Genomic DNA, 19,065 nt, shown 5'->3' with positions numbered 1-19,065 from the left:
CTTTGATTTTGTTTATAATTCATAGTAGATCCTCCTTTAAATTAAGAATTGTTTTCTCTCAATTACAATTATACCTTAATTTATTTGTGAGGATTTTCTATTTTTATCGTATCACAGGAAGCTCGTAATACAAATTATTGCTAAGTTTTTTTAGAGTACCTTCGAAATCTTTTATAATTTCATAGAGAGCATCTTTATCATTGTTTCTAGCTCTGTTTAATAAATCATACAATTCCATATTAATTCCCCCTTTTGCAACCCCTCCTGTACTAATATCAAGCACAGTTGTGTTTGAATTTGTAAACTAGAGAATTTTGTCTAGTTTTGTAAAAGGGTAACAAGAAAGAATAGGTTATATCGTTTTAAGACTGGATAGATAATGTTGGGAATTGGGGTAAATTTTTAGAACGATATATTATACTCTCTTTAATCTACCTAATTAAAGGATGTAACAGGATACAGATGAAGTATTATATACTTTGATAAATCTAGAATATCAGTATTTTCATACATCCCAAATATAGATAATAATGTGGCTACAATGTAGTAAAGATAATTATTAAAGTGAGTCATTTAAAATATATTTGAAAAAATGGAACGAGGATTTTATGATGAATAGGTTAGTTAATTTTAAAAAAAGCATCAGGGTTGATTTTTTCCGTCTATTTTCAAAACTAGACTTCGTAAATCACCTTCTAAATGTGGAAACATATAGAGGGTATTTTTTATTTTAACTATTTCTGAAATTTGACTTCAAAATTGAGGTTTAAATGTGGAAACATATGAGGGGATAAAATTAATTTAAATTATTTTATATCTCAGGCTTAAAAAATCGACTTCAAATGTGGAAACAAGTAAGGGGGTGAAAATAAATGACAAAAAGATTTAATACCATTGATGGAGAAACATTAATGACCATGCCACTTAAACCAATTAATTTCATTATTGAAGACCTGTTATCAGAAGGACTTCATATTCTGGCAGGATCACCAAAGGTAGGAAAGTCTTGGCTTGCTTTATGGTTATCCGTAGCAATAGCTAAAGGAGAGGAGGTTTGGGGAAATAAGGTTAAGGAAGGGACTACCCTTTATCTTTGTTTTGAAGATAGTCAAATAAGAATTCAAAATAGACTATTTGATATTACAGATGAAGCAACAGATGCAGTAAACTTCTGTACAGAAAACGCAATGCTAGGTGGTGAACTAGAAGAAAGGATAATAAACTTCATAAAAGAACATCCAGATACAGTTTTAATCATTATTGACACTTTACAAATGATAAGAAACACATCAAAGGATAATAATTATGCCAATGACTATAGTGATTTAACTATACTAAAAAATCTAGCTGATAAATATGGCATAGCTATTTTGCTAATTCATCACTTAAGAAAAGAATATGACAAGGATCCCTTTAATCGTATCTCTGGTACTACTGGAATACAGGGAGCGGTAGATAGTAGTTTTATACTGGTAGAAGATACAAGAGGAAGTAAAGTGGCAACTTTATCTTGCGTAGGTAGAGATATAGACTACAGAGAAATTAAGTTAAAAAGGAATGAAGATAATATTTGGCAAGTAGTAACAGATAGTTTTATAAATAAGGATGTTCTATTAGATGATATTGTTATTCTTCTTTCTGACTTTATGGAAGATAAAGAATATCATAAATCTACACCAACAGAATTAGCAGAAATTTTATCCAAAAATAGGGACGATAAAATATCTCCAAAGACCCTTAGTAAAAAGATATTACAAAATACAAGGGAACTTGAAGAACGTTCAATCTCTGTTGTTATCCGTAAGAGCAATGGGAAAAGATTAATTGAAATCTTTAGAAATAGGGTCATTAGGGACGATAAAATGAGTACCCCCTAAGTCCTCAAAATGATGACCCTGTTGACCCATAAGACCCTGAAAAACTAATTACAAATGAAGTAGCACAATTTTTAACGTCGTCTGCCCCAGTGTCGCCCTGTGTGGCATTGAAACTAGAGGAATCGAGTAGTAACACCTAATGACCAGTAAAGTGATTTATTGGGCAGATGCGGGCACAAATTATGCTTACAACAATTGAAATAAAGAGAATAAAAACAAATAAATATTGTATTATTTTACCGAAATAGTAACTGGACCCCCATATCGATTTTAGTGCAGGATAAAGGAAGGTGGTCAAAAGATTCCACCTTCCAGCTACATCCCCCGGCAGTGCCGTGGGTTGAAAGGATAAAGATAGGTGGTCGGAATTAAGGTTTTGTGTCAGCTTAGGTGGTCAGAAATGATGGAAATCCCGTTAAATAGGCATTTGTTGGTGTCACCTATAGGTGGTCAAAGAAAGTTTAGGGGAAATTATATAAAAGTTATAGATAAGATTGGAGGTTTTTAATGAAGAAGAAGTTAAGATCACTATGGAAGAAAATAAAGATAATTTTAAAAGATATAAAAGGTGAAGGAGATATAGAAACAGTAGCAAATATTCTATTTACTCCAATAGGATATAAGTTTCTAAAGAATAATATAGAAAAATATAGTCTCCAAATAGGAATGTTAAATCGATTATTAAAAGAGGAATTAATTTCAGAAAAAGAACATTTAACTATAAGGAATAGTATAAAGAGAAAATATGAAATAAAAGAGTAGGAAAAATAAGAAAATGGAAAAACAATAAAATATATTAGGACAGGCTTATCTTTACTATTTTATTTTCTGTATTTATTCTTTTAAATTTCTAGAATAAGTACAGAGATAAAAACTCTGAAACAATGATAATTAGCTTGACTAAGAAGAATCTTCTATCTATAATCCTTGTAATCCCTGATAGGAATACAAGGATTATAGATTAAAAGAAAGGTTGGTGAGAAAATGAGTAAGGTACAAGTAATTCAAGCACAGAAAGAGAAAATTGATAGAAATACAGGAAAGATATTAAACAAATTACGTGTAGCAGCCTACTGTAGGGTAAGTACAGATTCAGATGAACAAATGAATAGCTACCAAGCCCAAGTACATCATTATACAGAATTAATTAAGAAGAATGAGGAATGGGAATTTGTAGATATCTATGCTGATTCAGGAATATCAGGTACTCAGTCAGATAATAGAGATGAGTTTCAAAGAATGATATCTGATGCCAATAATGGCTTAATAGATATTATAATTACTAAATCCATATCTAGATTTGCTCGCAATACCATGGACACTTTAAAGTATGTTAGAATGTTAAAAGATGAAAATATAGCAATAATCTTTGAAAAAGAAAATATAAATACCTTAACAATGAATGGAGAAATGCTTCTAACTATCCTAAGTTCCTTAGCACAACAGGAAAGTGAATCACTTTCTGCCAATACTAAAATGGGTCTTAAAATGAAGATGAAAAGAGGAGAATTAGTAGGACAAGCTTCCTGTTTAGGTTATGATTATGACAAGGAAAAGAAAAAGTTAATTATAAATGAAGAAGAAGCAAAGATAGTAAAATATATATTTAATAGATATACCAGTGGAATTGGATGTTTTGTACTAGCAAGAGAACTTACAGGAATGGGAGCAAAAACAAAGAAGGGCAATACAACTTGGTCAGATTCATCTGTCAGAGGAATTATTAAAAATGAAAAGTATGTAGGGGATATCCTAATGGGAAAGACCTTTACTCTAGATCCCATAAGCAAAAGAAGATTAGATAATTTTGGTGAAGAAGAAAAGTATTATATAAAAAACAACCACGAACCTATTATATCAAGGGAACAATTTAATAAAGCAAAAGAAATATTAGAAAAAAGAAGTAGGAATCATAATCAAGGAAGAATGAAAAAACATAGCTTAAAATATGCCTTTTCCAGTATGATGAAATGTGCCTACTGTGGTGGGAATATTAGCAGGAGAAGATGGCATAGTGGAACTGATAAACAAAAGGATGTCTGGTTCTGCACAACTGCAATAAGAAAAGGAAAGAAATCCTGTCCTGAATGTAAGGCAATAGAAGAAAAGATAATAGAAAATGCCTTTGTAAAAGCCTTTAATATCCTATGTAGAGATAATACAACAATAGTAGAGGAATTTCTTGAGAATATAGAGAAGGAACTACAGTCAAAGGATAATAAAAAACTATTAAAGCAAATAGATGGGGATATAAGGAATGTAGATAATAAAATAAGTAAACTCCTAGATTTACATCTAGAAGATAAAATAGATAAAGAAAACTATGAGGAAAAATATACTGAACTAAAGAAAGAACTCCTAGAACTAAAAACAGAAAAGAAAGAATTAGATATAGTAGAAGATGAAGAAATAACTATTAAAGAAAGAATAGCATCCTTCAGGAAATTATTCGAAAGCAAAGAACCACTAGTAGAATTTGATAGGGAAGTATTTAAAACTGTAGTGGGGGAAGTTATCATAGGTGGGTATAAAGAAGATGGAAGTATAGATCCTTATATGCTGACCTTTATATTTAAGACAGGCTTAACTAGCAAAATTGATGGACATAAACAAATTTCTAAAAGTGAGCAAAATGCAGTTTTACAAAAATGCACCTATCAAGAGGACGAGCCACATTGGGGGTACAATTCTGATGACGTATTGTGGCTTAAGGGGGAAATTATAGAGTTTGACCACAACATATAATGGTTTGAAGATAGAAAATGGGTCAAAAATAGGGTATTTTATAGATGACATAGGTTAATTTGAGTGATGATAGATAGAAATTAAGAATATTAGGTTGATAAATGGATTGATGATTTATATACTGTAGATGAACATAATTAGAATAATGTAAAGTATAGACTAATTATATAATAGGAGGACTTGAGGTGAATAAATTGAATAAAACCAAGGTGATAAGAATGTTAAAAACGATAGTACTGATGATAGCTTGTTTATTGCTACTATACTTAATTGTTCAACGAGTGCGGTGTGGTTTTGCTGTTAAAAATGCAAGAAGTCGGCTTGAAATTTATGATGCTCAAACAGCACGATTAAGCTATGGAAATATGACCTATGTAGACCAGGGTAGTGGCGATACCATATTATCTATCCATGGTATTTTTGGAGGATATGACCAGGCATTTGATACTTGCAAAGATAAGGTGGATACCTATAGAATTATTGCACCATCACGTTTTGGCTATTTGGGAAGTGAAGTTTTAGGTAATGGTACCCCAGCGGAGCAAGCTACTGCATATGTAGAGCTTTTGGATAATCTTGGTGTTGACAAAGTATATCTATTGGCAACTTCTGCTGGGGGTACTGTGGCAATTAGGTTTGCATTAGATTATCCAGAAAGGACGGAAGGTTTGATTCTGTATTGTTCTGCACCACCTCTTATTCAGAAGCCTGATACATATCTTAAATATCAAGGGCCACCAGCCTTTCTGTGTAATAATTATGCTATGTTTTTAATTAGCCCCTTATTTGAACCGATTATGGGAATGGAGTCAAGCACAATTTATAGTATGCTCCCCATCAATATGCGAAATATTGGAGTTGAAATTGATGCTTCAATTACCAATCCTGATATGGCTAAAAACTATGTAAAGTATCCTATTGAAGAGTTACAGGTTCCAACGTTAATATTGCACGCTAAGGATGATAAAATGTCAAATTATTATGATATGAAAAAAGCGGCAGTCCGATTTCCAAATTGCACCTTTGTAACATTTGAAACAGGTGGGCATTTGATGACAGGGCATTCGGAGGAAATAGACAAAGCACTATATAATTTTATTGAGAAATGAGATGTATACAAGGGGAAGGGGTGATAATATGAACTTTAGAATGGCTAATATTGGTGATTTACCACAGCTAAAAATGGTATATGAAAAAATAATCTACAGCATGAATGAAAATAATATTCAAATTTGGGATGAAATTTATCCGTGTGAGTTTTTTTATGATGATATTGAAAATAATTATCTTTATGTTTTAGAGGATAATAAAGAAATAGTTTCTGCTTTTGCTTTATGCCATTCAAATGCAGGAGCAGAATATGTAAAATGGGAGAGCAATCATGACAAAGCATTATATATTGACAGGTTTGGGGTCAACATCAACTATTCACGAAAAGGAATTGGCAGTATAATGATTAATAAGGCGATTGCCCTTGCAAGAGATATGGAGGCTAAATACCTAAGACTTTTTGTTGTCGATACAAATAAACCCGCTATAAATCTTTATATAAAAAATGGCTTTAAAAGAGTTGATGGTGTCTATAATGAAATAATTGACGATGACCTCATATTACATGAATTGGGATTTGAAATAAAAATATCAATATGATATAAAGTTGGAATGAGAAGTAAAGTATAAATAGGAGTACCCCAGAATGGATAAGAACGTATAGAAGAATTACAGGGGGAATGCAAATGTGGGTAATTATAAAATTGTTAAAATACAGGAAGAATCAGAAGTAAGAAACCATGTAGCTAACTGGTTTCACAGTAGATAGAATGTTCCAGTTGAAGCATATCTTGAAAGCATTGACAAGTGTTCAAAAAATGAAAAGGCTATCTCACAATGGTATGTAGTAATGTTGGGGGATAAAATAATAGGTGGACTTGGTGTAATAGAAAATGATTTTTATGATAGAAAGGATTTAATACCTTTCCACTAAGGGAGGACTATCTACTTGTGACATCATTATCATCGCTTCAAGACATGTAGAATTCATAATCCTGTTACAAAGAAAAGATAAATACTCAAAAATTTAATAAGATAATATTTACGAAAGCTCAAAAAAAGACATACGATTAATCTTTTGAATACCTTATAAAATGAACCGACGAAAGGAGTATTAAAATGTACTATAAGACAACTTATACATCACCTGTGGGTTTAATTACACTTGCGTGTGACGGAGATAATATTATTGGTGTATGGAATGAAGGACAAAAATATCATGGTTCTAATATATCCACAGAAATGACAGTAAAGGACGATATACCAGTATTAGAAGTAGCAAAAAAATGGCTGGATAGATATTTTACAGGTAAAAATCCTGCTATTTCTCAATTACCGTTAGCTCCTATTGGTGGAGAATTTCGGCAAATTGTATGGACGATTTTATGTCAAATACCATATGGAGAGGTAACTACTTATGGTGAGATTGCGAAAATAGTAGCATCTAAAATGAACAAGAAAACTATGTCGAGTCAAGCGGTAGGAGGTGCTGTTGGACACAATCCTATATCTATTATTATCCCCTGTCATAGAGTTGTAGGGACAAATGGTAGTTTGATAGGTTATGCTGGTGGCATTAACAAGAAAGTGAAATTACTTGAACTAGAAGGTGTCGATATGTCCCATTTGTTTGTTCCCACAAAGGGAACTGCACTCTAAAATAATTTGACTATGATTTTTGTTTGAATTGTCAAAGGACGTTAGAGGTGATTTGGAAATAGGAATAATTGTGTTTGTGAAATATCTGAAAGAGATTATTTACGAGATAGATGAATTTCCTACACAATATAACGCAAATTTAGTATGGGGGAGTAGAAATGAAAATATTTGAATTCAGGCCAATTGATATTTATGATGTACCTGCAATGGTTGAGCTGTTAATATGCAGACAAAGTCTTGAGAGTAAGATATTCCCATTCCTGAAAAACAGCTGCCTCAATACAAAACATATCACGGATTTACTTAAAAAATTGTTCATTAATAATAAAGTAATTGGGATAGGTGCATTTGTTAATGATGAACTAGTAGGTTATATAATAGGAAAAATAAAGATTGATAATGGAAGAGGCAAGCATATCTGGGTACCCTATGAAGGGATTGCAATAAGAAAGGACCAACCCTCAGAACTCATAAGGAATCTATATGCAAAGGTTTCCATTCTGTGGCTCGAACAAGGCTGCTTTAGTCATTATACTTTAATACCTATTGGAAATCAGGTGTACTATGATGCCTTTCTGCAATTAAGCTTTTTTATCCAGCAAGTACATGGGATAATGAATATTGCAGATTATAAGCCTTTTGAAAATGTATCTGATGCAGATATTAGACTTGCCAATAAAATGGATAGTGAAGCAATGGGTAGAATGTCTAGCATAATCTACTCATATCAAAATTCAGCACCTGTATTTGAACCTGTCTTACCTGACAATTTATTAAAGATAAAGGAGGGGTATAGAAGGATAGTAGAGGATGATGAAGCAATTATTATTATTGCGGAAAAAGATATGAAGGAATTAGGGTTTCAAGTATATGAGCCCATTACTTCAGACTTCATGGCACCTGACGATGGAGTAGAGTTAAGTATTGCAGGTATTTACCCTTCTCAAATGAGAAGTGGTGTTGGTAAAAAATTAATGAATGAAGGCATCAGAATTGTGAAAGAAAAGGGATATAATAACATAACAATAGATTGGAGAATAACTAATCTCGCCTCTTCAACATTTTGGTTCAAGTGTGGATTTAGGCCAATAGCTTATAGAATGGTTAGATACATCGACCATAATTTTGTATGGGAAAAAATTAAGGATATTAAGGTGACAAACAAATGAAATTCTTTCTCTATATTAAAGAGAACTTATATTCTATGTAAGGAGGATAAGCATGAAAAACTTTCAAAGAAAAGATCTGATGTTTTCGTTATGTGGTTTGAATTGTGAACTTTGCACTATGAAATTGGATAGTTACTGTCCAGGTTGTGGTGGAGGTGCAGGTAATCAGGGTTGTGCTATTGCCAAGTGCAGTTTACAGCACGGAGACATTGAATATTGTTATCTATGCAGTGAATATCCTTGTGAAAAGTACAAAGGCATAGATGAGTTTGATTCTTTTATTACCCATCGTAATCAACTTAAAGATATGAAAAAATCACAGAAAATAGGTACAGAACAATACAATGCTGAATTAATAGAAAAATCCGAGATACTAAAACATTTGCTCGCAAACTATAACGATGGACGTCGAAAAAGCTTTTTTGGTATAGCTGTAAACCTTTTAGATTTGCATGGTCTAAAAAATATTATAGAACAAATCAATTCCAAGACTGCATATGAAAACTTAACCCTAAAAGAACGAGCAAATGTTGCAGTAACAGTTTTTCAAACTGTTGCAGGACAGAAAAATATTGTCTTAAAGCTTAATAAAAAGCATGCAAAGAAGTCATGCTAAATCGTTCTGTTTTTGTTGAGGGCAGGAGTTAGATATGTAATACTGGAAGTAATGCCGAAGCAAATAAATGATTCATGATAGTGTGAAACATACAGAAGATGAAATGGTATATTACAAGTTCATGGTATCATAAGGACAATTTAAGAAATGCAAACTGAATATTGAAACATAAAAAGGATTCATGCTTATTAGCATGATTCTTTTTATGTTTCCATTTGAATTTTGGTCATTTTTGCTATTAGCATGAAAAATCAGATCTGCAATTGAAGCAGTGGAGTTTATCTTCTCACTGTATCCGTATATAAAAGCATTTGATTTCTGACCATTTCTGCAAGGGTAGGGGAAACTTGCTCCAAATGCCATAAGACGGTACACTGGGTATTAGGCTGGGCATTCACAAGTCCCGATGCAATATTATTTGCAAGGTTCTTTTTCTCTACTGCAGAAAAGGACTCATATCTTTGCGTCGCTTGTGTAAAATTGTCTGGGTTTGGGATTTCGGCACGCATAATTTCACCAGCGACATATCTGCCATTTCCACTGGATACCATAGATGCAGGAGACCAGTTTGGCTGTTTGTTGACAGGGATATTACGATAATCAGGGCCCAGTCTGTGACGCTGTGCATCTGAATAAATAAAAGTACGTCCCTGTAACACCTTGTCATCTGAAAATTCAAGACCAGGAAGTAAATTTGCTGGATTAAAGGCTAATTTTTCTACCTGCTCAGCATAATTTTCTGGATTGTAATTTAAAACCATTCGTCCAACGGGTAAAAGGGGATATTGGGCTTCATCCCATACTTTAGTATCATCCAAAGGGTCAAAGGGAAGTAGCTTTGCATCTTCAGGATTCATAAGCTGCACATACAACTCGTACTCCACAGCCTTTCCTTTTGCTATACTGTCATATAGGTCGCGTCCAGCGATATCAGGGTCTTGGCATGCCAGTCGTTGAGCCTCCTGCTGGTCAATATATTCTGTTCCTGCCATAGGGAGCCAGTGGTATTTCACATAGTTGCGAACACCTTGTGCATTTCGCCAGACATAGGTACTCACACTATATCCCTTGATATGACGAAGACTCTTTACAGTTCCTAAATCTGAGAAAAACCATATCAGCATATTTGTTGCCTCTGGGTATTTCGCAAACAAGCTCCAAAGCCTTTCAGGGTCAGGGAGATTATTCACTGGTGAAGGCGAAAGATGACTAATTATATCTGGTACACGAATAGCATCCCGTACAAAAAAGACAGGGAGATGATTACAGAGTAAATCAAAAATTCCTTCATCTGTATAAAACCTAGTGCTGAATCCCCGCACATTTCTTAAGGTGTCAGGCGTTCCCTGATTGCTTGCAGCAAGAGAGAAGCGCACCGCTACTGGTACCTGTTGATTAGGCATTTGCAAAAATCCAGCTTTTGTATATTCTTTCATTGAGTGAGTAGTGTAAAAATATCCAAAAGCACCATATCCTTTTGTATGAATACGTCTTGGCAGTGTAGTTGAGAATACAAAGGTTTCCAAGGTTTCATGTAGAGCAGTGTCTTGAACAAGAACAGGACCTCGCACACCTACCGTCTGGGAATGGGATGCGTTTGGAAAAGATGATTGAGATTGGTTGTGATTGTTGTACATTTATAATCCCTCCAAGTGTGTTAAAAACACGAAAATAATAAAATAATATAATAAAGTGTATTCTTAATTTTCATGTATTATGCCATTTTGTACTTGTATGCTTCAATTTTCCACATACCGACACATCAGATGTCAGGTATTTATTTGTTGAAAGCAAGAAGACAGCAGGGAAGGTCATTTTCGAGAAAAATGTTTTTTCAAGAATTGTTTTTCAGCATTAGAAAATACTTGATACTTCTTCCATGCAATATTCAAATGTGCTTCCAGAGATTTAAAACAGAGATTACTGGCACTGGTGGTGTATACTAGCTTATCCAAACATAAAGCGTAACCGATACCTTCCAATAAGTGTAGCATTATAAATTAGGTTATAGGTAGCTACAATATTAAGTTTTTCAAAATCATTACCAAACTATCCTGATATTTCATTTCCAGAAAGAGCTTGTCTAGAGCAGATCAGTGGTATATCATATAGATTCTCTGGTCTAATGCTGTCCAAATTAGACAGTGGGCTATCTTTTTTCATTAGCAGATCCCATGTATCAGTTGTAGGGAGAGGAGATGCAGATAGTCATAATTTTGGATATTAGCTGTCTCAATAAGAACTCCAAAGTCCAGTAAGCCTTTATCTAAACGTTAAGTTACATCATCTACATTTCTACTGTACAAATGATATTGAATGTGAGGAGCTTCTCTTGAGTTTATTTACGACCTTTGCAATGAGGCGCATTGAATCTGTTTTGCCTCCGCCAATGTAGGCATCTCCACTGATTACTTCATCGTATTACTAATTTCTTATTCGGTTTTCTACAAGCTCCATAATTTCCTGTACCAGTTTACGAAGCAACACTTTTTCTTCTGTAAGTGTAATTCTTCTATTACCACGTCATATTTATTATTCTTCCAAAGCATGTTGAAGCCGTAAAATGACTTGTGAGGTAGTGAAAAGATTAAAAAAATCGATCATCACTACTAACAAAATTATGAGATGATAATTTAATATGTATAACAAATTTAAATTGGTCGTCTACTAAAATAAACACTAGTATACATTTAAAATATTTAGAAAAATAAAAAGTTAAATAACTCGCTATTATAGGATTTTTATCTCCTTTAACGCTGTCTATTAGTATAATTAGCTAGACCAATTTCAATATGAAATATTTGGTTTTGCCATAGGAAATTTCATTGCACAAAATTGGAATAATCTCATAAGTATAAAGTATAGATTGTAAAATTCTGTTTAACTGAAAGGAGTTTTTGCATGAATAATAATAAAAATTTATCTGATTCAATTTCATCTATTAATAATGATGATGCCAATAGAGTTAAAATAAGAGCAACTAATTTTAATAATTCATGGAATCAATGGTGTAATCTATGTCCACGGTGTAATCCATGTCCACCGACTTGCATACCATGCCCTGCCGGTCCACCAGGTCCCATAGGCCCAGCAGGTCCAGCAGGAGCACAAGGTCCAGCAGGTCCGGCAGGTCCACAAGGTTCAGCAGGTGATATAGGTCCGGCAGGTCCACAAGGTTCAGCAGGTGATATAGGTCCAGAAGGTTCAATGGGTCCAGCAGGTCCAGCAGGAGCACAAGGTCCAGCAGGTCCGACAGGTCCACAAGGTTCAGCAGGTGATATAGGTCCAGAAGGTCCAATGGGTCCAGCAGGTCCAGCAGGAGCACAAGGTCCGGCAGGTCCGGCAGGTCCACAAGGTTCAGCAGGTGATATAGGTCCAGAAGGTCCAATGGGTCCAGCAGGTCCAGCAGGAGCACAAGGTCCGGCAGGTCCACAGGGACCACCAGGTCCTACTGGAGAAGTCGTTTTGGCCTTTGGATCTTTAAGAGGAAGTAGTGTAGAGACACCTGGAGAAACTTTTGAACCAGTACCATTTAGTGTGGTTGGACCTTTATCAGATACTATTACAGTAAGTCTATCAGGCAATGAATTAGTTGTAGGAGAAAGTGGAATTTATCAAATAACGATATCTGTTAATGCTGAAGCCACTGTTAATCCAGATTCAGATCAACCATATCTAGAGGCTATTATTACTGTCAATGGTACACCAATTTTTGGTGATACTACTACTTTTTTTAAAATATCTAATAGAAGTAGTTCAACGTTTATTGTTCAAGCCTCTTTAACAGTAGGAGATGAAGTAGGAGTAAGTATTAGCACGGATTTTCCTGTTTTAGGTTATATGAATCGCTCTTTAACTATTGTTCAATTAAGTAATTAAATGATTATCATCAATATTAATGGGGTAAAACTAAAATAAAATTGTTAAGTATATTATCAATCATAGAATTCGAGAACAGTTATTAGTATCTTTTTTGCTTTATTACTTCTCTCTGAAACTATGAATGTAAATAAGTACTAATATAAATATTAATTAGTTTCACGATCCTATTAAGTTGCTTTCGATATAGATATTAGATAATATATATTTAAGGATTTATAGAGTACCATCAGTCAAGGAAATGAAAAAGCATAGGTTTCTGACTATGATTAGTCTGTGAAACTATGCTTTTTTCATGTTAACACATTTAAGATAGATTAAAATAACAATTACTTTTAACTATAAGGTAAAGTTAATGGGTATGTTTCCTAGGATACCCGTTGTGGGATCCATAATCTCATTATAAAAGAAAAATAGCTAAATTATTGTAGAAATAAGTAAAAGAAATATGTTACAATTGCGAAAGTTAGTAAAACTTTATTATATAATAAAATGAGAGAATGTGAGATGAGAGGAATGGAAAAGTAGTATCATTAAATACTAGGAGGCATGGGTATGACAAATATTGAGACTAAGAGATTTGAAAAGATTTTTAATAAATTTACAAACTCAAAGAAAATTAATGAAGGAATTTTGCTGATAGAAAACACAAATGGAGAGTTCTCACTTTGCAAAGGGTATGGTGGGAAGGGATTAAACTCACCATTTCTTATGGCAAGTATCACAAAGTTATTTACCACTACTTGTATTTTAATATTATTGGAACAGGGGAAATTATCCTTAAATGATAAAATATCTGAGTATTTTGATGAAAATATTATAAAGGGAATTCATGTTTATAATGGTAAGGATTACTCTTTGGAACTAACAATATCGGATTTACTGTTTCAAACAAGTGGATTGCCAGATGTATATTTAGAAGGAAAAGACAGTTTGAAGAATAAAGTCCTTCTAGAGGACTTTTATATTACTTTCAGTGATATGATAGATAGGGTTAAGAATTTAAAACCTCATTTTGAAGCAAGAAAGAAAGGCAAAGCTTATTATGCAGATATTAACTTTGATATACTAGGTGAAATAATTGTAATGGTAAGTGGTTTCAAATTATCACAGGCATATAAAAAATATATTTTTGAGCCTCTTGGGCTATCTCATACATATCTTTCAGAAAATGAAAATAATAGGATACCTCAAGTCTATTATATGAATCAAGTCATCCATCGTCCTAAACTCGTGATTAGCAGCGGTGCAAGTGGAGGATGTATTACTAATGCTTATGAATTAATGATATTTATAAAAGCATTCTTTGGAGGAAAATTGTTTAATAAAAATATTTTCAATAGCTTATCAATTTATAATAAGTTGCAGTTCTCCATGGGACCAATTTATTATGGAGGGGGGTATATGCAAATTCCCTTAAATGGAGTGAACAATTTTTTTATGGGAAAAGGTGAATTGGTTGGTCATTCTGGATCAACAGGTTCATTTGCTTTTTATTATCCTATGAGAGATCTATTCTTTGTAGGGGATTTAAATCAGATGGCTAATCCGTCACTTCCAATTAGGATATCAATGCAGCTTGCTATGGCAGCAAAATAAATACATATAATATCTTATCTCAACCAAGGATATACTAGGTCGTACAGTATCTTTATTGTCACCTCGAGGCATATAGAAACAGTTTGCCTGTTGAAACTAGCATAAATCTTGATAAATATGAGTTCTGCCGGAGATCTTCTGAGAATGAGGATACTTTATCACAAAGAATAGTAGGTAGGTCATTGGTATTACACTCGGATAATGGAAGTCCTATAAAAGCAGTTACAATATATTTAATGAATTTAGTAGACATTAAAATGTTAGACAAGTAGGAGGTATTACTGAGCTGATTAAGGAAAAGATATAACTATAAGTCTTAAAATACTTGAAATAAGTTTGATAGATAAGATTGATAAGAAGTATAGGGGTTCAAAAACTCTGATTATTAGATATAGAAAGAAGGGGGATATATGCAGACAAAAATTTTAGTAGTTGAAGATGAAAAAGAAATTGCTAACTTAATCGAATTGTATCTAAAAAATGAAAATTTTATAGTGTTCAAATGTTATACAGGAGCAGAAGCAATGAAAGTTATAGAAACTGAACAATTGGATATGGCTATTTTAGACATCATGCTTCCAGATATAGATGGATTTTCCATTTGCCAAAAAATACGGGACTCTTATAATTTTCCAATCATTATGTTGACTGCAAAAGATGAAGAAATAGATAAAATCACAGGTTTGACATTAGGTGCAGATGATTATATTACAAAGCCATTTCGACCACTCGAGCTAGTAGCCCGGGTAAAGGCTCAATTAAGGAGGTTCACGAAATACAACCAATTAGACAAATTTCAAAAAGAAAACATAATTTCTATAGGAGGTCTAGTGGTGGACAAAGATAATCATGAGTGTTTTTTAAATGAAAAACCATTGTCTTTGACTCCTACAGAGTTTTCAATTCTATGGGTTTTATGTGAGAACAAAGGTCAGGTCGTAAGCTCTGACAAGTTATTCCACGAAGTTTGGGGGGATAAATATTTTAGCAGCAGTAACAACACTATTATGGTTCACATTAGACACTTAAGAGAAAAAATGAATGATTCAGCTGAAAATCCAAAATATATCAAAACTGTATGGGGAGTTGGCTATAAAATTGAAAGTTAATAAAACCAGAAAAAATGATTATTCAGTATTCAAACGAAAATTATTTTTTAAAGTATTCATATTTATTTTAGTTAGTATTGGATTTTTAATATTATTAAGTGCAATATTTCGAGGAAAATTTGGTAATTGGATTGTCGGTTTTTTACAAAAGACATTTAACTTGTCTTATTATGATGCATTGACTATCCACCAATATACATTCCGTAATAACATGGATATTATTATGCTAGTTTTAATGGTTATTTTTTCATTAATCATTTTCCGATTTGCTATTTCTCGGATTACAAGATATTTTGATGAAATCGCTGAAGGTATGGATGACTTAATGAAAGGTTCAGATAAGGAAATTGAACTATCTCCAGAAATGAGTTTTTTGGAAACCAAACTAAATATGTGCAGACATATTCTAGAAAAGAGAGAAAGAGATGCAAAACAAGCGGAACAAAGAAAGAATGATTTAGTTGTTTATCTTGCACATGATATAAAGACTCCACTTACTTCAGTTATCGGATATTTAGATTTAATGTCAGAAATACCAGATATGCCAACTGAACAAAGGGCAAAATATATGGAAATTACTTTAGAAAAAGCAAATCGCCTTGAAAAACTTATCAATGAATTTTTTGAAATTACTAGATATAATCTTCAAACCATTGTATTAGATAAAAAAGACTTTAATCTATCCTATATGTTATTTCAAATGGCAGATGAGTTTTATCCAATGCTTTCTGAAAAAAAGCAAGAGGTTATAGTAAATGCAGAAGACGATATTATGCTTTGTGGCGATTCAGATAAACTGGCGCGAGTATTTAATAATGTATTTAAAAATGCAATTGCATATGGTGATAAAAATAGTAAAATTATAATAGACATTTATAAACAATCACAGAATGCAGTTGTAACCTTTAAAAATTATGGAAAAAGTATTCCGCCGCAAAAACTGGATAGTATATTTGAAAAGTTTTATAGACTAGATGAATCTAGAGGAACGGATACCGGCAATTCTGGGCTAGGTCTTGCTATTGCCAAAGAAATTGTAGTCTTACATGAGGGTGAAATTTATGCAGAAAGCAACGATAATTATACAATATTTCATATAAAGATACCAGGCGTAATCAATAACTAAGAAACATTATTTCTTTATGATATAACAATTCATAAAGGAGTAGTGTTTTTTTATTTTTATTATATTTTTAAATGCCGCAAATATTAAGCAATTCATAAGAGAATCTTAATAAGTCTATAAGCTGTTGTTTATACAAAAAATATTAAATTTTATTAGAATTATATTATAAGACGAGATCATATCTCACATTTAAGGAGGAATTTCAAAATGACAGTGAATAGGCAAAGGTACAAAAGAAAGAAGAGGAAGATAAAATATATTTTTTCAATGCTGTGTGTAGGTGCGGTATTTGTTATAGCCTTATTTTTGCAAGATCATATAATAGGTAAAAATAATCAACAAATAGAATCACCTATAAAAAACCAAGAAACAAGGATTTACGAAGAATCCAATCAGATTATAGTTGATGACTTGTATAGTTCGAATGCTATTCTCATTTCTTTAGATGATAATGAGATATTATTAGATAAATCATCTGATGAAAGAATTTACCCAGCATCTCTTACAAAAATTATGACAGCAATAGTAGCAATTGAAAATCTACCGGATTTAGATGAAGAAATTTATCTGTCAGAGGATATGTTTGAGAAATTATATTCTGAAAATGCTTCTATGGCAGGATTTTTGCCAAATGAAAAGGTACCAGCAATTGACTTGATTTATGGAGTATTATTACCATCTGGGGCAGAAAGTTGTATTGGATTAGCGGATGCAATTGCGGGTTCAGAGAAAAGTTATGTAAAATTAATGAATGAAAAAGCTGAAGAATTGGAGATGAATGACACTCATTTTATTAACTCTACAGGGTTACATCACAGGAATCATTATACTACTGTAAATGATATTGCAAAATTACTGAAATATGCATTACAAAACAATATATTTCGAGAAGTATACACCTCGAAACGATATACTACAAAAGCAACAAATCTTCATTCCGACGGAATTACTTTTCAAAGTACCATGTTCAAAAAAATGGATACAGAAGATATAAATAATGGCACTATTAAGGGTGGAAAGACTGGTTATACGGGAGAGGCAAAATTATGTCTTGCCAGTTTGGCAAAAATAGACGGCAAGGAATATATTTTAGTAACTGCTAATGCTGATGGAAGTCCTTATACAGAACAATTCAATATTTTAGATGCATTTACTGTTTACAATCAGGTTTCCAAAACTAATGATTATTAGAAACATCAAGTGTTTCATGATTAATTTTTAAGATATTAATAAGTAAATGTATATAAAGTTTTGCTAAATGTTATGTTAAAATTTTATATTCAATTTACTAATCTCAGTTATCGTACAAAACAGACTATGGATTTCATTGGTATTTGCTCTCAAGAATGGGGAAAGATGCACAAAATTTGGCATATAAAAAAGTTATCAGCCTATATAAGTTATTGATAATACTAAGAATTACTTTCTGGATTTAGTGTACGATGTTTTGACGGATTTAGCTAAATAGTATTGCTCAGAATATTTTGATGACAAATGATATACAATCGGTATAATAGATGATATAATTAAAGTTAGCTATGTCTAACTATCCTATTTACCGTGGAGGTGTGATATGTACACAAATAAAAAAACAGCAAACTTTTCAAAGAGGGAAATTGTGGCTGCCATCCAAGTTTGGAATCAGTCTGCAATTTCCCTTTTGGATATTCGCCATAACTTAATCTCTTCAGAGGAAGATTTGTATGGCTACCAACTGCCAGTAAGTACATTTGTCTATACCATTGGCGGAAAAGCGGAGGTGTCGCTAGGTGATACCTCATATAGTGTAGAGCGATTCGGTCTGTTCCATGGAGGGAAAGGAACAGAACTGACCATCCATCCTCGATGCGATTGGTTGGAATACTATCTGGTGATGTACAAAGCTGGAGAACCGCCTTTTCATAAAGTAGAATATGTGCAGCTACTAGAACAAGCCAACCCTTTCCAACAACAATATGGATTTGTGCCAGGCAATCCCATTTTTTTTGCGGAAGAACTGCGAAAAATGTATGAGAAGTGGAAAGTTCCTTCACACCTTAATCTATTGTATAGCAAATCCGTCTTTTTTCGATTTGTTTACGAGATCTATGAGGAACTGGAGCAAGGAGATATAAATGTTAAGATAAGAATACCCAATATTGTGCACGTAACTTTCCCAAGTTATAAACTCTATAGGTATTCTTTTTGTTATAATCATTTTGAGGTGATTATAATGACAGAAATAATAATAAACAAT

The 19,065-nt window shown here is 32.8% G+C and carries 17 protein-coding genes; 15 read left to right on the top strand and 2 right to left on the bottom strand.

Annotated features, from left to right (window positions below; translation table 11 throughout):
* Nucleotides 1–103: 103 nt before the first annotated feature.
* Nucleotides 104–238 carry a helix-turn-helix domain-containing protein gene (locus FYJ83_RS17750; RefSeq protein ID WP_154442834.1) on the bottom strand — a complete coding sequence of 45 codons (135 nt, stop codon included), beginning with the start codon at nt 236–238 and terminating at the stop codon, nt 104–106.
* Nucleotides 239–872: 634 nt separating this feature from the next.
* Here FYJ83_RS17750 and FYJ83_RS17745 point away from each other — a divergent pair.
* The 8 genes from FYJ83_RS17745 to FYJ83_RS17710 all read left to right on the top strand — a co-directional run bounded on the left by FYJ83_RS17745 (nt 873) and on the right by FYJ83_RS17710 (nt 9,116).
* Entirely contained in the window at nt 873–1,877 is a 1,005-nt protein-coding gene (locus FYJ83_RS17745; protein WP_154442833.1) for an AAA family ATPase, read from the top strand.
* A gap of 507 nt (nt 1,878–2,384) precedes the next feature.
* The gene (locus FYJ83_RS17740; RefSeq protein ID WP_154442832.1) at nt 2,385–2,639 is read left to right on the top strand and encodes a hypothetical protein; all 255 of its coding nucleotides are present in this window, start codon (nt 2,385–2,387) and stop codon (nt 2,637–2,639) included.
* Nucleotides 2,640–2,861: 222 nt separating this feature from the next.
* Nucleotides 2,862–4,622: a recombinase family protein gene (locus FYJ83_RS17735; RefSeq protein ID WP_154442831.1), complete on the top strand. Its 1,761-nt coding sequence runs from the start codon at nt 2,862–2,864 to the stop codon at nt 4,620–4,622.
* Between the two features lie 254 nt (nt 4,623–4,876).
* Nucleotides 4,877–5,731, top strand: a complete 855-nt coding sequence (locus FYJ83_RS17730) for an alpha/beta fold hydrolase (protein WP_229768642.1) — start codon at nt 4,877–4,879, stop codon at nt 5,729–5,731.
* Between the two features lie 28 nt (nt 5,732–5,759).
* Nucleotides 5,760–6,272 carry a GNAT family N-acetyltransferase gene (locus FYJ83_RS17725; RefSeq protein WP_154442830.1) on the top strand — a complete coding sequence of 171 codons (513 nt, stop codon included), beginning with the start codon at nt 5,760–5,762 and terminating at the stop codon, nt 6,270–6,272.
* 519 nt (nt 6,273–6,791) lie between these two features.
* Entirely contained in the window at nt 6,792–7,331 is a 540-nt protein-coding gene (locus FYJ83_RS17720; protein ID WP_154442829.1) for a methylated-DNA--[protein]-cysteine S-methyltransferase, read from the top strand.
* Nucleotides 7,332–7,489: 158 nt separating this feature from the next.
* Nucleotides 7,490–8,500, top strand: a complete 1,011-nt coding sequence (locus FYJ83_RS17715) for a GNAT family N-acetyltransferase (protein ID WP_154442828.1) — start codon at nt 7,490–7,492, stop codon at nt 8,498–8,500.
* Between the two features lie 52 nt (nt 8,501–8,552).
* Nucleotides 8,553–9,116 carry a DUF3795 domain-containing protein gene (locus tag FYJ83_RS17710; protein ID WP_154442827.1) on the top strand — a complete coding sequence of 188 codons (564 nt, stop codon included), beginning with the start codon at nt 8,553–8,555 and terminating at the stop codon, nt 9,114–9,116.
* Between the two features lie 278 nt (nt 9,117–9,394).
* Here FYJ83_RS17710 and FYJ83_RS17705 read toward each other — a convergent pair whose 3' ends face one another.
* Nucleotides 9,395–10,753: a catalase gene (locus FYJ83_RS17705; protein ID WP_154442826.1), complete on the bottom strand. Its 1,359-nt coding sequence runs from the start codon at nt 10,751–10,753 to the stop codon at nt 9,395–9,397.
* A 1,264-nt stretch (nt 10,754–12,017) separates the two neighbouring features.
* Between FYJ83_RS17705 and FYJ83_RS20385 the strand changes: the two genes are divergently transcribed.
* From FYJ83_RS20385 to FYJ83_RS17670, 7 genes are all read left to right on the top strand, one after another.
* Nucleotides 12,018–12,995 carry a collagen-like protein gene (locus FYJ83_RS20385; protein ID WP_195838048.1) on the top strand — a complete coding sequence of 326 codons (978 nt, stop codon included), beginning with the start codon at nt 12,018–12,020 and terminating at the stop codon, nt 12,993–12,995.
* A 555-nt stretch (nt 12,996–13,550) separates the two neighbouring features.
* Entirely contained in the window at nt 13,551–14,594 is a 1,044-nt protein-coding gene (locus FYJ83_RS17690) for a serine hydrolase domain-containing protein (protein ID WP_154442825.1), read from the top strand.
* Between the two features lie 83 nt (nt 14,595–14,677).
* On the top strand, nt 14,678–14,866 hold the full coding sequence (locus FYJ83_RS19750) for a hypothetical protein (RefSeq protein ID WP_195838047.1): 189 nt from the start codon (nt 14,678–14,680) through the stop codon (nt 14,864–14,866).
* Between the two features lie 138 nt (nt 14,867–15,004).
* On the top strand, nt 15,005–15,703 hold the full coding sequence (vanR, locus tag FYJ83_RS17685; RefSeq protein WP_154442824.1) for a VanR-ABDEGLN family response regulator transcription factor: 699 nt from the start codon (nt 15,005–15,007) through the stop codon (nt 15,701–15,703).
* Nucleotides 15,681–16,829 (top strand): sensor histidine kinase, encoded by a 1,149-nt coding sequence (locus FYJ83_RS17680; RefSeq protein ID WP_154442823.1) that lies wholly within the window; start codon nt 15,681–15,683, stop codon nt 16,827–16,829. The genes vanR and FYJ83_RS17680 overlap by 23 nt, the downstream gene beginning before the upstream one ends.
* Nucleotides 16,830–17,036: 207 nt before the next feature.
* Nucleotides 17,037–18,020 carry a D-alanyl-D-alanine carboxypeptidase family protein gene (locus tag FYJ83_RS17675; RefSeq protein WP_154442822.1) on the top strand — a complete coding sequence of 328 codons (984 nt, stop codon included), beginning with the start codon at nt 17,037–17,039 and terminating at the stop codon, nt 18,018–18,020.
* A 382-nt stretch (nt 18,021–18,402) separates the two neighbouring features.
* Nucleotides 18,403–19,065 (top strand): hypothetical protein (locus FYJ83_RS17670; protein WP_229768640.1); only part of this gene is annotated, 663 nt, incomplete at its 3' end.

Origin of the sequence: Tissierella pigra (assembly GCF_009695605.1) — a bacterium.
Classification (GTDB): domain Bacteria; phylum Bacillota; class Clostridia; order Tissierellales; family Tissierellaceae; genus Tissierella; species Tissierella pigra.
Note: the sequence above shows the minus strand (reverse complement) of the source record. Positions and strands in the feature narration are given on the sequence as shown.

Bases quoted from the DNA above. Each gene is read 5' to 3' on its own strand.
- FYJ83_RS17750 (WP_154442834.1), bottom strand. From the start codon at position 238: ATGGAATTGTATGATTTATTAAACAGAGCTAGAAACAATGATAAAGAT.
- FYJ83_RS17745 (WP_154442833.1), top strand. From the start codon at position 873: ATGACAAAAAGATTTAATACCATTGATGGAGAAACATTAATGACCATG.
- FYJ83_RS17740 (WP_154442832.1), top strand. From the start codon at position 2,385: ATGAAGAAGAAGTTAAGATCACTATGGAAGAAAATAAAGATAATTTTA.
- FYJ83_RS17735 (WP_154442831.1), top strand. From the start codon at position 2,862: ATGAGTAAGGTACAAGTAATTCAAGCACAGAAAGAGAAAATTGATAGA.
- FYJ83_RS17725 (WP_154442830.1), top strand. From the start codon at position 5,760: ATGAACTTTAGAATGGCTAATATTGGTGATTTACCACAGCTAAAAATG.
- FYJ83_RS17720 (WP_154442829.1), top strand. From the start codon at position 6,792: ATGTACTATAAGACAACTTATACATCACCTGTGGGTTTAATTACACTT.
- FYJ83_RS17715 (WP_154442828.1), top strand. From the start codon at position 7,490: ATGAAAATATTTGAATTCAGGCCAATTGATATTTATGATGTACCTGCA.
- FYJ83_RS17710 (WP_154442827.1), top strand. From the start codon at position 8,553: ATGAAAAACTTTCAAAGAAAAGATCTGATGTTTTCGTTATGTGGTTTG.
- FYJ83_RS17705 (WP_154442826.1), bottom strand. From the start codon at position 10,753: ATGTACAACAATCACAACCAATCTCAATCATCTTTTCCAAACGCATCC.
- FYJ83_RS20385 (WP_195838048.1), top strand. From the start codon at position 12,018: ATGAATAATAATAAAAATTTATCTGATTCAATTTCATCTATTAATAAT.
- FYJ83_RS17690 (WP_154442825.1), top strand. From the start codon at position 13,551: ATGACAAATATTGAGACTAAGAGATTTGAAAAGATTTTTAATAAATTT.
- vanR (WP_154442824.1), top strand. From the start codon at position 15,005: ATGCAGACAAAAATTTTAGTAGTTGAAGATGAAAAAGAAATTGCTAAC.
- FYJ83_RS17675 (WP_154442822.1), top strand. From the start codon at position 17,037: ATGACAGTGAATAGGCAAAGGTACAAAAGAAAGAAGAGGAAGATAAAA.